13 protein-coding genes are annotated in these 13460 nt (G+C 60.6%); 3 read left to right on the plus strand and 10 right to left on the minus strand.

Features of this window, described 5'->3' with window-relative positions:
• Positions 1-2: 2 nt before the first annotated feature.
• Together HYN24_RS16315 and HYN24_RS12785 are read left to right on the plus strand one after the other, a co-directional pair.
• Positions 3-662: a general secretion pathway protein GspB gene (locus HYN24_RS16315; protein WP_117609605.1), complete on the plus strand. Its 660-nt coding sequence runs from the start codon at positions 3-5 to the stop codon at positions 660-662.
• Positions 663-707: 45 nt separating this feature from the next.
• Positions 708-1301 (plus strand): class I SAM-dependent methyltransferase, encoded by a 594-nt coding sequence (locus tag HYN24_RS12785; RefSeq protein WP_117609606.1) that lies wholly within the window; start codon positions 708-710, stop codon positions 1299-1301.
• A 3-nt stretch (positions 1302-1304) separates the two neighbouring features.
• Here HYN24_RS12785 and ydiK read toward each other — a convergent pair whose 3' ends face one another.
• The 5 genes from ydiK to HYN24_RS12810 form a co-directional block, all read right to left on the minus strand.
• Positions 1305-2369 carry an AI-2E family transporter YdiK gene (gene ydiK / locus HYN24_RS12790; RefSeq protein WP_117609607.1) on the minus strand — a complete coding sequence of 355 codons (1065 nt, stop codon included), beginning with the start codon at positions 2367-2369 and terminating at the stop codon, positions 1305-1307.
• 23 nt (positions 2370-2392) lie between these two features.
• Positions 2393-3304, minus strand: a complete 912-nt coding sequence (locus HYN24_RS12795) for an ankyrin repeat domain-containing protein (protein WP_117609608.1) — start codon at positions 3302-3304, stop codon at positions 2393-2395.
• A gap of 198 nt (positions 3305-3502) precedes the next feature.
• Positions 3503-4729, minus strand: coding sequence for a bifunctional glutamate N-acetyltransferase/amino-acid acetyltransferase ArgJ (argJ, locus tag HYN24_RS12800; protein ID WP_117609609.1), 1227 nt, complete (start codon positions 4727-4729; stop codon positions 3503-3505).
• 65 nt (positions 4730-4794) lie between these two features.
• Positions 4795-7509 (minus strand): preprotein translocase subunit SecA, encoded by a 2715-nt coding sequence (gene secA, locus HYN24_RS12805; protein WP_117609610.1) that lies wholly within the window; start codon positions 7507-7509, stop codon positions 4795-4797.
• Positions 7510-7603: 94 nt separating this feature from the next.
• Positions 7604-8524 carry a M23 family metallopeptidase gene (locus HYN24_RS12810; RefSeq protein WP_240327674.1) on the minus strand — a complete coding sequence of 307 codons (921 nt, stop codon included), beginning with the start codon at positions 8522-8524 and terminating at the stop codon, positions 7604-7606.
• A gap of 10 nt (positions 8525-8534) precedes the next feature.
• Here HYN24_RS12810 and HYN24_RS12815 point away from each other — a divergent pair, with 10 nt between their 5' ends.
• Positions 8535-8969, plus strand: a complete 435-nt coding sequence (locus HYN24_RS12815) for a DciA family protein (RefSeq protein ID WP_162888733.1) — start codon at positions 8535-8537, stop codon at positions 8967-8969.
• Here the strand turns inward: HYN24_RS12815 and HYN24_RS12820 are convergent.
• The 5 genes from HYN24_RS12820 to HYN24_RS12840 all read right to left on the minus strand — a co-directional run bounded on the left by HYN24_RS12820 (position 8956) and on the right by HYN24_RS12840 (position 13454).
• A complete protein-coding gene (locus HYN24_RS12820; RefSeq protein WP_117609613.1) occupies positions 8956-9144 on the minus strand; it encodes a hypothetical protein in 189 nt (62 codons plus the stop codon). The genes HYN24_RS12815 and HYN24_RS12820 overlap by 14 nt on opposite strands.
• A 105-nt stretch (positions 9145-9249) precedes the next feature.
• Positions 9250-10164, minus strand: a complete 915-nt coding sequence (gene lpxC, locus HYN24_RS12825) for a UDP-3-O-acyl-N-acetylglucosamine deacetylase (protein ID WP_117609614.1) — start codon at positions 10162-10164, stop codon at positions 9250-9252.
• 83 nt (positions 10165-10247) lie between these two features.
• Complete coding sequence (gene ftsZ, locus HYN24_RS12830) at positions 10248-11444, minus strand: cell division protein FtsZ (protein ID WP_117609615.1); 1197 nt, start codon at positions 11442-11444, stop codon at positions 10248-10250.
• Positions 11445-11479: 35 nt separating this feature from the next.
• Positions 11480-12709, minus strand: a complete 1230-nt coding sequence (ftsA, locus tag HYN24_RS12835) for a cell division protein FtsA (RefSeq protein WP_117609616.1) — start codon at positions 12707-12709, stop codon at positions 11480-11482.
• A gap of 4 nt (positions 12710-12713) precedes the next feature.
• On the minus strand, positions 12714-13454 hold the full coding sequence (locus HYN24_RS12840; RefSeq protein WP_117609617.1) for a cell division protein FtsQ/DivIB: 741 nt from the start codon (positions 13452-13454) through the stop codon (positions 12714-12716).
• Positions 13455-13460 lie beyond the last annotated feature (6 nt).

The raw sequence follows: 13460 nt of genomic DNA on the forward strand, positions 1-13460 counted from the left end.
CAATGTCCTACATTCTCGACGCCTTGCGCAAGTCCGAACAGGAGCGGCAACTCGCCGCCGGCCGCGGGACAGGCATGCTGTATCCGGCCACCGCCGAGACCAGCCCGGGCCTTGGTCGCAAGGTGATCCTGTTCGGCATTATTCTGCTGATCGTGACGATAGGCCTGAACTGGTGGTCGTGGTCACGCGTCACGACCCCGCCCAAGACGCCCCCGGCCAGCCCCCCGCCAGCGCTGGCGGCAACCCGGGCCGTTCCGCCAGTTGTTGCCCCAGCCACCCTTCCAACGCCACCGGCGCCAACCCAACCGGCCGTACAACCAGCTATCGCACCCAGCCCCTCGCCCGCCCCCAAGTCGGCGGTGGAAGCTGCTCCGCAACCCGTTTCAGCCCCCGAAAAGCCGGCCAGGACGATGCCGACTCCACCCCCTCCGGCCCAGGTTACGGCGCATGCGCCAAAGAGCGAGGCCACGGGCGAACCGCCGAAGTCATTGCCGGCGGTGAGTGTTTCCGGCTTTATCAAGGATGAAAGCGGCGTCAATCTGGCGATCATCAACGACAAGCTGGTGCGCGAAGGTGACGAGGTTCTCCCCGGCCTGCGCCTGGAGAGGATTGATGGCGAAAACGCTTACTTTAACTACAAGGGGCAACGCTTCCGCCGTTAGCGAAGCCAGCCCGATGCCTTTCATCGCTGCCGACAGGCGTGGTCCATGAGCCTGAAACATAGCTACACTTTGATCGCCCCGTTCTACGATGCGTTCATTGCCCGCGCCACCCACCAGGCGCGGGCAAACAGCCTGGCCGCCCTGCCCATCCGGCCGGGCCGCGTACTCCTCGCCGGCGTCGGCACCGGCCTCGACCTGCCGCACCTGCCGGCCCATCACCATTACGTCGGCCTCGATCTGACCCACGCCATGCTGCGCCGCACTCGGCCCCGGTCTGGCCATGTTGATTTCGTGCCGGTACAGGGCAACGCGCAAGGCCTGCCCTTTGCCGATGCTTCATTTGATTGTGCCGTGCTGCACCTGATTCTTGCCGTTGTCCCGGAACCAACCAAATGCCTGGCGGAAATCGCCCGAGTACTTAAACCGGGTGGCCAGGTACTGGTTTTTGACAAGTTCCTGCGTCGTGGGCAACCCGCCCGCCTGCGTCGATTGATCAATCCGCTGGTGCGCCGGGTGGCGACCCGACTCGATGTCGTTTTTGAAGACCTACTGGCGGCAGCGCCCGGCCTGAGGGTGGAAATCGATCAGCCGGCGCTGGCGGGTGGCTGGTTTCGACTGATCTGCCTGCGCAAATCCTGAAACTCAGCGTTCGTCGCGCCCGAGGCCATCCTCGATCCAGGCCAGCGTCAGCGTATAGGTAACGGCGAGAACGACCGGGCCGACGAAGATGCCAACCAGACCGAAGCTCAACATGCCGCCAATAACCCCGGCAAAGATCAGCAGCAAGGGCAGATCCGCCCCTCGCTTGATGAGCATCGGCCGCAAAAAACTGTCGAGGCTGCCGACGATCACGCTCCACACCAGCAGAACGGTCGCCCAGCCGGTATCCCCGGTCCAGAACATCCAGCCAACCGCTGGCAACAGTATCGGCATCGGCCCGATCTGGGCAATGCACAGAATCAGCATGACGGCCGACAACAGCGAAGCGAAGGGGACGCCGGCAGCCGCCAGCCCGAGACCGCCCAGGACCGTCTGAACGATGGCGGTGACGCCAACCCCGAGGGCCACACCACGAATCGCCTGAGCGGCCAGAACCACTGAATTCTCGCCTCGCTCACCGGCCAGCCGACGACCAAAACGGCGAGCCATGCGCGCCCCCGTTTCACCCCCGGCATAGAGGATGGCGGCAATTGTGACGACCAGCAGAAACTGGATGAGCATGCCACCGATACCCCCCACCTGAGAGAACACCCACTTACCCGCATCGGCGGCATAAGGCGTGACCTTTTTGAGCAATCCACCGGTTCCCGCGGCATCGAGCTGAGCCCAGGCAACAGCTACCTTATCGCCAATCAACGGGAGATTATTTACCCAGTCCGGTGGCGGCGGCAGGCCATCGGCGGCAAACGACTTGCCGACAGCGGTCAATTGTTCGGTATGCGAAAAAATGGTGTCGAATGCTACCCACAACGGCATTACCAGCAGAAGCAGGAGACCTAGCGACATGATGGCCACCGCCGGTGTACGCCGATTGCCGAGCCGTGTTTCGAGCGACCTGAATAGCGGCCAGGTAGCGACAACGATCATCACTGCCCATACGGTGGCCGCCAGAAAGGGGAGCAAAACCCAGACCGACAGGCCGATCAGCCCGAGAATGCAGAGTATGGCCAGCGTATTGCGGGCAAGATCGCGGCGGATTTCAGTCATGAGGCCGTAGGCAGCAAGGAAAATCAGGCAAATATAGCCCGGATTCGCGGATCTTTGGCTTTCGCGACCATATCATCGAGCGTCGTGCCATCCTTGAGGGTGACATTGCGATGAGCGCCGGCATTCAGCAACAACTGGCTAACCGCCAGATGGTTGTTGGCGACAGCTTTGAGCAGGGGGCTTGAGCCATCCTTGGCCAGGAGATTGGGATTGGCCTGAAATTCGAGGAGCAACCGGACCACCGCGACATGCCCGCGGGCTGCAGCCTGCAGCAAGGGGGTGATCCCGGCGTTGCTCGGGGTATTGGCTGGCAGGCCGCGTTGCAGCAGCAAGCGGACCAGTTCGAGATAGCCGCTGAAGGCCGCCCAGTGCAGGGAGCTATAGCCACCGCCATCCGTGGCGTAAATATCGGCGCCGCTCTCGAGCAACATGAGGGCCAGCTGTTCGCGGCCATAGAACGCGGCGATCATGAGCGGCGTCCAGTCGCGGGCATCACGCGTGTCGACATCAAAGCCGGCTCTGACAAAGCGCAGGCAGGCCTGGCGGTCACCTGCCTCGGCCGCCTTCGCAAAGCCGGCCCGGGTGAGGTCAAAGCCGATGTCATCAGCCCCGATCTGACTTTCGCTCTCCCAGTGATAGGTCCCCGACTTGGTCGTCTTGGCCGATTCAGCATCGGCAAAAACCAACGAGCCTATGCGGTCAAAAGCCATGCTCAAGGACATGATTTCAGCCGCGACGTCGGCTGGAAAACCTTGCCGGTTGGGGCGACTGGGAATCATCAGGTCACTGAAGTAATCGGCCACCGCATCGGCGTTGTGCCACAGCGACTCGATATGCTGGGCGATATGCGGGTAGCGCGCCACTAACTGGTGCGGATATTTTTCGCGGAATTCGCTATTGAGCAGGAAGGAGAGCGGAGCCTTGGATTCGGTCATGTCTTTCAATTTTCGCCATCGGTCGCAGCAAAGCCGGTCGTCCCGACCCTGTAGTGCCCGATGACCGTGTGCTAAATACGCCGAAGGTGGAAAGGTACAACTTCCCGGCGCTTAATACAAATGCGTACCGCGTTACGCCCGACAGAAAGGCCGCACAATGGCGCCGATCCGGGGCGATGCCGGCCGGGCCGGTAGTTCTCAGGAACGATAGTCGGCGTTGATCTTGACGTAGTCGTAGGAAAAATCGCAGGTATAAACATTGGCCAGGGCCATACCGCGCCCGAGGTCAACCCGCACGGTGATTTCCGCCTGGGCCATGACACGGGCCCCATCCTCTTCCCGATAGGCCGCCGCCCGACCGCCCTTTTCCGCGACGAGCACATCATCCAGCCAGACCTTGACGCCGTCCACATCAAGATCGCCAATACCGGCATAACCGACAGCCGCGAGAATTCTGCCAAGATTGGGATCCGACGCGAAAAAGGCGGTTTTGACCAGCGGTGAGTGACCAATGGCATAACCAACCTTGCGACACTCCTCGATATCCCTGCCGCCCTGCACGGCAACAGTAATAAATTTTGTGGCACCTTCGCCGTCACGAACAATGGCCTGGGCCAACTCGACTGAAACAGCAATGATGGCGGCCTTGATTTCGGCCCAGCCGGCATCGGTTTCTGCCGCAAAGCTGGCGCCCGACTGGCCGCTGGCAATCATCACATAGGAGTCATTGGTCGAGGTGTCGCCATCGACGGTGATGCAGTTGAACGAAGTATCAGCCGCCTCCTTCACCAGTTTGTCGAGCAAGGGCTGGGCAATACCGGCATCGGTGGCGAGAAAACCGAGCATGGTCGCCATATTCGGCTTGATCATGCCAGCCCCCTTGGAGACACCGGAAATGGTTACCGTCTTGCCGTTGACCGTCAGCCGTCGCGATGCCGCCTTGGCCACGGTATCGGTGGTCATGATGCCGTGCGCTGCCCCGTGCCAGTTATCGGCCTTGAGGTCGGCGAACACCGCCGGCAAGCCGGCCCTGATCCGCTCAACCGGCAACAACTCAAGAATGACGCCCGTCGAGAAGGGCAGGACCTGTCCGGCCGCAATCCCGAGCAATTGACCAACCGCTTCACAGGTTTCCTGTGCCGCCTGACGTCCTGGCTCACCGGTTCCGGCATTGGCAATACCGGTATTGACAATCAGCGCACGGATTTCCTGACCGCCGGCCAGATGCTTGCGGCAAATCTGTACCGGGGCGGCGCAGAAGCGGTTCTGGGTGAATACCCCGGCCACGGTACAACCGGCATCGAGTGCCACCAGGGTCAGGTCGCGCCGGTTTTTCTTGCGAATTTCGGCGGCGGCAACGCCGAGACGAACCCCGGCAACCGGGAAAAGTTGATCGGCGGCGGGGGTAGCGTAATTGACGGGCATTTTAGGATCGAGGATCGAGTTATCAGGATCGCGCGGCAGGCACTAGCAAAAATGGCTAGCGCCTATCAGCTGAGTTTTCCGTGGCAGTGCTTGTATTTTTTGCCCGAGCCACAGGGGCAGGGATCGTTACGCCCAACCTTCGGCCCGGCATCAATTGGCTGCTGCAGGGCCACCGATGCAGCCTCGGCATCACCGAGGGTTTCGTCGAATCCGGCATGCTCATACTGGACGTTCTGGACATCGGCATGCGGGGCAGTTTCTTCGATATCTTCCGGCGAACGGATCTGCACGGTGAAGACAATACGGGTCACTTCCTTGCGCACGAGGTCAAGCAGCCCCTCGAACAGCTCGAAGGCTTCGCGCTTGTACTCCTGCTTCGGGTTCTTCTGGGCGTAGCCACGCAAATGGATGCCCTGACGCAGATGATCGAGGGCTGCCAGATGCTCGCGCCAATGGCTGTCCAGGCTCTGCAACATGACATTGCGTTCGAACTGCTGGAAATTGGTCGCACCGACCAGTTCAACCTTGGCCAGATAGAGTTCGTCGGCCTCTTTCGTAATCCGTTCGAGAATTTCATCGTCGGAGAGGGTCGGCTCGTCCTTGAACCACTGGGCCACCGGTGCATTGATCAGCAACTCGGAAGACAAGGCTCGCTCCAGGCCGTCCATGTCCCACTGTTCCTCGACCGATTCGGCCGGAACGTAGATACGGAAGACATCGGCAATGACGCTCTGGCGCATGGCGGTGATGGTTTCCGAAATATCCTCGGTTTCTAGCAGTTCATTGCGCTGCTGGTAGATCACCTTGCGCTGATCGTTCGACACGTCATCGTATTCCAGCAATTGCTTGCGGATATCGAAGTTGCGGGCCTCGACCTTGCGCTGCGCCGACTCCAGCGAACGAGTGACGAGCGGATGCTCGATCGCCTCGCCTTCGGGCATTTTCAACTTGTCCATGATGGCGCGCAGACGCTCGCCGGCAAAAATGCGCAGGAGCGGGTCATCGAGCGACAGATAGAAGCGCGAGGAACCAGCGTCACCCTGACGACCGGCACGGCCACGCAGCTGATTGTCGATACGACGCGACTCGTGACGCTCGGAGCCGATGATATGCAGGCCACCGGAAGCCAGCACGGCATTATGCACTTCCTGCCATTCGGCCTTCATGGCGGCGGCCTTCTTGTCACGCTCGGCGGCCGACAGCGACTCGTCGTCACGAATGGCGGCCAGATGTTTCTCGATATTGCCCCCAAGCACGATGTCGGTACCGCGACCGGCCATGTTGGTGGCGATGGTCACCATCCCCGGCCGTCCGGCCTGGACGACGATTTCGGCTTCACGGGCGTGCTGTTTGGCGTTAAGCACCTGATGCGAAAGCTTTTCCTTGTCGAGCAGCCCGGACAGAAGTTCCGACGCTTCAATCGACGTGGTGCCGACCAGCACCGGCTGGCCACGCTGGGCACAATCCTTGATGTCGGCGATGATCGCCGCATGCTTCTCGTCGGCCGTCTTGAAGACCAGGTCGTTCATGTCCTTGCGGACCATCGGGCGATGGGTCGGGATGACGACTGTTTCCAGACCGTAGATCTGGTGAAATTCGTAGGCTTCGGTATCCGCCGTGCCGGTCATCCCGGACAGCTTGTTGTACATGCGGAAATAGTTCTGGAAGGTGATCGAGGCCAGGGTCTGGTTTTCGGCCTGAATCTGCACGCCTTCCTTGGCTTCCACCGCCTGGTGCAAGCCATCCGACCAGCGGCGGCCAGACATCAGGCGCCCGGTGAACTCGTCGACGATAACGACTTCGCCGTTCTGCACAACGTAATGCTGATCCTTATGGAACAGCGTCATGCCGCGCAGGGCGGCATTGAGGTGATGCATCAGGGTGATGTTGGCAGCGTCGTAAAGGCTGGTGCCTTCCTTGAGCAGGCCGGACTCGGCGAGCAGTTGCTCGGCGTGTTCGTAACCGGCTTCAGAGAGATGGACCTGATGGCCCTTCTCGTCCACCCAGTAATCGCCCTCATCGGCCTCCTCCATGGCGCGCGACAGATTAGGAACGATGTCCTTCATGCGCAAATAGAGGTCGGTATGGTCTTCAGCCTGGCCGGAAATGATCAGCGGCGTCCGCGCTTCGTCGATAAGGATGGAGTCCACCTCATCGACGATGGCGAAATTGAGGCTGCGCTGGACGCGCTCGCCGGCCGTATAGACCATGTTGTCGCGCAGGTAGTCGAAGCCGAATTCGTTGTTCGTACCGTAGGTGATGTCGGCCGCGTAAGCCGCCTGCTTGGCCTCGTGATCCATCTGCGACAGATTGACGCCGACGGTCAGACCGAGGAAACGATGCAACCGTCCCATCCAGTCCGAGTCGCGGGTGGCCAAGTAGTCGTTGACGGTGATGACATGAACACCCTGACCGGAAATGGCATTAAGGTAGGCGGGCAACGTGCCCACCAGGGTCTTGCCTTCGCCGGTACGCATTTCGGCGATCTTGCCGTTGTGCAGAACCATGCCGCCGATCATCTGGACGTCGAAGTGACGCATGCCCAAGGCCCGGACACCGGCTTCGCGAACTACCGCGAAAGCTTCGGGCAGGAGATCGTCGAGCGATTCACCATTGGCGTGACGCTGACGGAACTCGTCCGTCTTGCCGCGCAACGCGTCGTCGCTCAGGGCCTGCATGGCCGGCTCGAGCGCATTGATGCGCTTGACTGCCTGGGAATATTGTTTGATCAGCCGATCGTTGCGGCTGCCGAAAATCTTTTTGAGTAGGCCGGAAATCATCGCGTTCGAATGGTGGTTGCGCTTGCAGCAAAGGGGCGATTCTAACACGCCCCCATGACCCGATGATGACGACCTAAATCAAGGGATTCGCTGCCTAACGACGCTTGACCAGGGCAAACTCGTCGCCCTGCCTGAGGAAGTGAGCAGGATTCTGGGCCACCCCGAGCATGCGCACCTCAAAATGGAGATGCGACCCGGTGGACCGCCCGGTATTGCCGACCGCCCCGATCGGGGTACCCCGCTTGACCAGCGCGCCCGGCTGCACATCTATGCGTGACAGATGGGCATAGCGCGAAGTCAGCCCTTCGCCATGATCAACCTCAATCAGGTTGCCGTACTCCGGATGATAGGTGGCCGAGAGGACGACACCATCCGCGGCAACTACGACCGGCGTCCCCGGCTCGGCAGAAAAATCCAGCCCTTCGTGCATGGCGCGCAAACCGGCGATGGGATCACTGCGATAACCGAAGAGCGACCCCAGAGCCGCATCCTTGACCGGCAGAATGGTCGGCAACAAGCGATCCTTGACCCGCTTTTCGAGCAACTTGAACTCGAGAAAAGCGAGGTCGTCGCTGCGCTGCTCAACCATCCCGGCCAACCGGTCGATCTCGCGCTGCAATTCGGCCGCCGACATGGGCGCAGCAATGTACGGCCCACCCTGCCCCGGCCTTGGACCGGCCTCGACCGGCGGATGCTTGACGCCGACCAGGCCGGAAATGCGCTCACCCAGCGTATCAAGTTGCAAGACCTTGCCCTGCAACTCACCGAGTCGCGTCGCCATCAACTGGAGATTGTTGTCGAGGTGATCACGCGCCTTCTTGTCCTCCTGCTGCTGCAAGGAAAGCATCAACTCTTCGACGAGCGGCAGACGCAGGTGAACGGAAAGCCAGGAGAACAGTGCCGAGGTCGAAAAGACCAGCGCCAGAAGGACGAACACCGCCGCCACCAGATGCCGAGGCATAATGGTGATCGTACGAGCCGCCTTGAGATGGCGCGAAACCAGAATAATCTGCACGGACACTCCAATGTACAACGGGCCTGAACACTACCTCGACAAGGACGCCGCCGCTGGCCGGGTAATGGCCCACGCACGACTGCTGCTCAAGCTCTCGCGGCGTTTCGAGGCCGTCGCCCCGGCAGGACTGCGACACTCGGCACACGTTGCCAATTACAAGTTGGGAATCATCATTATCCACGCCGATAACGGCGCGGTCGCCGCCAAGATTCGCCAGTTAAGCCAGCGTCTGGGCAACGAATTATCTAAAGGAGGGGTGGAGTGTAGCGGCATCGAGGTAAAAGTACAACCCCGCCAAATCCCTTGCCAATCAACGACTTCAACTCAGAAACCCATCTCTGGCAAGGCGATTGGCATGCTGCGCTCGACCACCGAAAACCTGCCGGAAGGGCCGCTCAGGAAGGCGCTGGAGAATCTCGTGAAGCGCGCCGCTACAACGGAATAATCGCCAGACGCTCAATGAACATCAGGGCAAAAACGATCAGGGCGATGACGATACCAAACTTGAAAAGCCGCCCGCTCAGCGCAAGGTAATAGCGATTGCCAGTCAGGGTGTAGACGAGAAGCCCAGCCCCGATACCTACACCCAGAATGGCTGCCAGCAGGCGCAACAGCCACATGGCTATTCCGTGGACCGGGAACCCAAGCCACGAAGACCTGCCAGGGACAGCGCTTCAGCACTGCGGGGCGACATCGACAAAGGCACGGGGGGCTGAGTCAAGGAATCAGGCGGCTTGCACCAGCCAGCGGGTTACACCGCTCGGCGCATGCTCGGCCTGCTCGAAGGTGGCAATTTCCCAGCAGTCCTGCTGGGCCAGCAGGGCGCGAGCCAGCTGATTGTTCATGGCATGGCCGCCTTTATGGGACGAATAAGCCGCCAGCAAAGGGTGACCGAGCAGATAGAGATCGCCGATGGCGTCGAGAATCTTGTGTTTGACGAACTCGTCGCCGTAGCGCAGCCCATCCTGATTGAGGACACGGAACTCGTCGAGAACGATGGCGTTTTCCAGGCCACCCCCAAGGGCCAGCCCGTTTTCACGCAGATATTCGACTTCCTGCATGAAGCCAAAGGTGCGCGCCCGCGAAACTTCGCGGATATACGACTGCTCGGCGAAGTCGATTTCGGCCTTCTGGGCCGACTTGTCGATGGCCGGATGGTTGAAAACGATGGAGAAAGCCAGACGATAGCCGTCGTAAGGCTCAAAACGCGCCCACTTGTCGCCATCGTGCACTTCGATGGTCTTGGTGACGCGAATGAATTTCTTGGCAGCGTTCTGTTCCTCGATCCCCGCCGACTGAATGAGGAAAACGAACGGTGCAGCCGAACCGTCGAGGATGGGCACTTCCGGCGCATCCAGGTCAATCCATGCATTGTCGATGCCGAGACCGGCGAGGGCCGACATCAGGTGTTCGATGGTTCCGACCTTGACCCCGTCCTTTTCAAGACAGGAGCACATCCGCGTATCGCCGACCATGAAGGCCTGGGCGGGAATATCGAGCGGCTCGGGCAGATCGACGCGACGGAAGACGATACCGGTATCCGGAGCTGCCGGGCGCAGGGTCATGTTAACCTTGACACCGCCGTGCAGGCCGACGCCGGAGGCGCGAATGACAGTCTTCAACGTGCGTTGCTTGAGCATGCTAAGTGCTTGAATGATTGGGGAAGGTGACGGATTGTAACACAAGCCGTCACCACCCTTTTTCAGAGAGAGCTTTTGTTACATCAATCCGCCTGTTTGCGCAGGAAAGCCGGAATGTCGTAACGATCGACACCGCTGTTGGCCAGCGCCTCGACGGTCACGTTGCTACCCGAACGCTGACCGCGCCCGCGCAGAACGGCAGGGACATCAAGGTGCGAGTAATCCGGCGAGGAACCGAAGGCAACCGCGTCATTGGTGCCCGTAGCTTGAGCCTGGACGAGAACCGGCTGGGTGAATACTTCCGGCTTGCTGCGGGCAATAGCCGCGGCCTGACCGAGGCCGGTGGCGACAACGGTGACGCGCAGGGCGTCGCCCATCAGCTCGTCATAGACGGCACCAAAGATGATGTGTGCGTCTTCGGCTGCGAAGGCCTTGACGGTATTCATCACTTCATTGACTTCCTTCATCTTCAGGCCGCCCTTGGCTGCCGTGATATTGACCAGCACACCGCGCGCGCCGGACAGGTTGATGCCTTCGAGGAGCGGCGAAGCAACGGCCTGCTCGGCAGCGATGCGGGCGCGATCGACGCCGGCGGCAGCCGAGGAGCCCATCATGGCGCGGCCCATTTCGCCCATTACCGTGCGCACGTCTTCGAAGTCGACGTTAACGAGGCCCGGGTAGGTAATGATTTCGGCAATCCCACCGACGGCGTTCTTGAGCACGTCGTCCGCAGCGCGGAAGCAATCGTCGACATCGGCGTCGTCGCCCATGACTTCCATCAGCTTGTCATTGAGGATGACAATCAGCGAATCGACATGCTTGGAGAATTCGGCGATACCGGCTTCGGCCGACTTCATCCGCTTGTTGCCTTCAAAGCTGAACGGCTTGGTCACCACGCCGACGGTTAGGATGCCCATTTCGCGAGCGATCTCGGCGACCACCGGAGCGGCACCGGTGCCCGTGCCACCACCCATGCCAGCGGTGATGAAAGCCATGTGCGCACCTTCCAGCGAGGCGCGAATTTCTTCCCGATGGGCTTCGGCAGCGGCCTGACCGGCTTCCGGCTTGGCCCCGGCACCAAGGCCGGTCTTGCCCAGCGACAACTTGGCCGACGCGGCATTGCGGCTGAGCGCCTGGGCGTCGGTATTGGCGGCGATGAATTCGACGCCGCTGACGCCTTCGCGAATCATGTGTTCAATGGCATTGCCACCGGCACCGCCCACTCCGAACACCTTGATGATCGTACCGACGTCTTCGTCTTTCTCGATGATCTCAAACATGATTACCTCCTCTGAAAAAACTGTTCAACAACAAATCAAAAATTCTTGGCAAACCACGACTTCATGCCGTCAAAGACGTCCTTGAAGCCCTGCTTTTCCTGGATCTTCTGGCCGCGCTTGCGCTGGGCCTGCGCTTCGAGCAGCAGGCCGAAAGCCGTCGAAAAGCGCGGGCTTTGCACGACATCAGCAAGGCTGCCGCTGTATTTCGGGTTGCCGAGGCGAACCGGCATATGAAAGATTTCCTCACCCAGTTCAACCATGCCCGGCATGACGCTGGCGCCGCCGGTCAGCACGATGCCGGACGACAGCACTTCCTCGAAGCCGGCGCGGCGCAGTTCATTCTGGATCAGTTCGTAGAGCTCCTCGACGCGCGGCTGGATGACATCAGCCAGAGCGCGGCGGCTCAGCTTGCGGCTCGGGCGATCATCAACACCGGCCACTTCCATGTTTTCGGCCGCATCGGCCAGTTGCGACAGGGCACAACCGTACTTGCACTTGATATCTTCGGCCTCGCGCGTCGGCGTACGCAGCGCCATGGCGATATCGTTGGTGATCTGGTCGCCGGCGATGGGGATCACCGAGGTGTGTCGGATGGCCCCTTGCGTCCACACGGCGATGTCGGTAGTACCACCACCGATGTCGATGAGGCAGACACCGAGATCCTTTTCATCTTCGGAGAGCACGGCATAGCTGGAGGCCAGCGGCTGCAGGACGAGGTCATTGACCTCAAGGCCGCAGCGACGGACGCACTTGACGATGTTCTGGGCGGCCGAGACAGCGCCGGTCACGATATGGGTCTTCACTTCGAGGCGCATGCCGCTCATGCCGATCGGCTCGCGGATGCCGTCCTGGCCGTCGATGACAAATTCCTGGGTGAGAATGTGGAGAATTTCCTGATCGGCCGGGATGGGCATCGCCTTGGCCGTTTCGATGACGCGCTCGACGTCGGTTGGGGTCACTTCCTTGTCCTTGATCGCCACCATGCCGTTCGAGTTGAAGCTCTTGATGTGGCTGCCGGCAATCCCGGTATAGACATCCCTGACCTTGCAGTCGGCCATCAACTCGACTTCCTGCACCACCCGGCTGATGGTATGCACGGTATCTTCGATATTGACCACGACGCCCTTCTTGAGGCCGCGAGAGTCCTGCGACCCCATGCCGATAACGTTGAGCTTGCCTTCCTGGTTGATCTCGGCGACCAGCGCGACGATCTTCGACGTACCGATATCGAGACCGACGACCAGATCCTTGTTATCCCTGCTCATATGCTTACTTTCCCTTCCCTTCGCCCGCCATTCGCATGGCGAAACCATTCGGATACCGCAAATCCACGACCACCGGCCGGACCGCCCGCTTCGCGACCGTTTCCGGATAAATTTCCAAAAACCGCTGCAGGCGCACACCGACCGGTGCCTTGGTCTGTTCCCGCCCGATGTCCACCACCATGCCGTTCTGCAACTTGAGCTGCCAGGCCAGTCGCGGTGACAGGGTCAGCTGTACCGGCCGCTCTCCTACCTTGGCAAAGGACCCGACAAATTCGCTGTAATGCCGCAGCACATCCTGGGCCGTCCCCAAGGGGCCGAACAACTGCGGCAAATCGGCCGCCTCGGGTTCCGGCAGGCCGGCGGCAAAGACCTCGCCGTAGCTGTTCACCAGTTCGCCGCGCCCCTCGCCCCACCGCGCCACGGGCTTGTGCTCCTCGATCCTGATCTCCAGTTTGGCCGGCCAGATGCGCCGCACTTCCACCTTGCGTACCCAGGGCAACTTTTCCAGTGCGCCACGAACCATTTCCAGATTCAGGCTGAAGAAATTGCCTTTCAGCGACCCCGGCAAAACCTGCTCGACCTCGCCGCGCTTGGTGTGCGGCAGCGCCTCGGCAAAAACCACTTGCTTGACCGGCAGCGAAGGCACGCGCACCAGCCAGACCGCCGCTGCGGCCAGCAACGCAGCCGCAGCGACCAGCATGAGCAGGTCGGCGATGGCGTTCAGCAGGTGCGGTTTGTTCCACATTCATCG

It is taken from the genome of Dechloromonas sp. HYN0024, assembly GCF_003441615.1.
Classification (GTDB): domain Bacteria; phylum Pseudomonadota; class Gammaproteobacteria; order Burkholderiales; family Rhodocyclaceae; genus Azonexus.

Bases quoted from the DNA above. Each gene is read 5' to 3' on its own strand.
- secA (WP_117609610.1), bottom strand. From the start codon at position 7,509: ATGATTTCCGGCCTACTCAAAAAGATTTTCGGCAGCCGCAACGATCGG.
- ftsZ (WP_117609615.1), bottom strand. From the start codon at position 11,444: ATGTTTGAGATCATCGAGAAAGACGAAGACGTCGGTACGATCATCAAG.
- HYN24_RS12820 (WP_117609613.1), bottom strand. From the start codon at position 9,144: ATGTGGCTGTTGCGCCTGCTGGCAGCCATTCTGGGTGTAGGTATCGGG.
- HYN24_RS12795 (WP_117609608.1), bottom strand. From the start codon at position 3,304: ATGACCGAATCCAAGGCTCCGCTCTCCTTCCTGCTCAATAGCGAATTC.
- argJ (WP_117609609.1), bottom strand. From the start codon at position 4,729: ATGCCCGTCAATTACGCTACCCCCGCCGCCGATCAACTTTTCCCGGTT.
- HYN24_RS16315 (WP_117609605.1), top strand. From the start codon at position 3: ATGTCCTACATTCTCGACGCCTTGCGCAAGTCCGAACAGGAGCGGCAA.
- HYN24_RS12815 (WP_162888733.1), top strand. From the start codon at position 8,535: ATGTACAACGGGCCTGAACACTACCTCGACAAGGACGCCGCCGCTGGC.
- HYN24_RS12785 (WP_117609606.1), top strand. From the start codon at position 708: ATGAGCCTGAAACATAGCTACACTTTGATCGCCCCGTTCTACGATGCG.
- HYN24_RS12840 (WP_117609617.1), bottom strand. From the start codon at position 13,454: ATGTGGAACAAACCGCACCTGCTGAACGCCATCGCCGACCTGCTCATG.
- lpxC (WP_117609614.1), bottom strand. From the start codon at position 10,164: ATGCTCAAGCAACGCACGTTGAAGACTGTCATTCGCGCCTCCGGCGTC.
- ftsA (WP_117609616.1), bottom strand. From the start codon at position 12,709: ATGAGCAGGGATAACAAGGATCTGGTCGTCGGTCTCGATATCGGTACG.
- ydiK (WP_117609607.1), bottom strand. From the start codon at position 2,369: ATGACTGAAATCCGCCGCGATCTTGCCCGCAATACGCTGGCCATACTC.